The following is a 319-nucleotide window of genomic DNA, read 5'->3' on the forward strand; positions in this document are numbered from 1 at the left end:
GGCACGTCGGGAGGCGTCGAAATCCGAACGTCGTGTCTGGACGGCCAACAAGGGCGACGATATGGGGTTGATCGCGGCGACGATGACCGGGGAGCGGATCCGGATCTCGATGGCGTCGGTGCTGTCGTTGGCCAAGGCGGTCTGTGACCGCGATCCGCGTACCGCGGCGCAACGCAATTCTGATGCGGTGTTCGCGCTGCTCAACCAGGTGCCGTTCGACTGTGCCTGCGATGATCCGCGCACCTGTACCGCACCGGTGGCCACCACTGCAGGGGTGCCCGGGACTGCGGTGGTGCCGGTCAAGACACAGACGGTGGTG

Annotated in this window: 1 protein-coding gene; it reads left to right on the forward strand. The window is 66.1% G+C overall.

Annotation, left to right across the window (positions count from 1 at the left end):
- Positions 1-319 (forward strand): DUF222 domain-containing protein (locus HH308_RS29425; RefSeq protein WP_170197839.1); only part of this gene is annotated, 319 nt, incomplete at both ends.

The organism is Gordonia asplenii (genome assembly GCF_012933505.1).
Lineage (GTDB): Bacteria > Actinomycetota > Actinomycetes > Mycobacteriales > Mycobacteriaceae > Gordonia > Gordonia asplenii.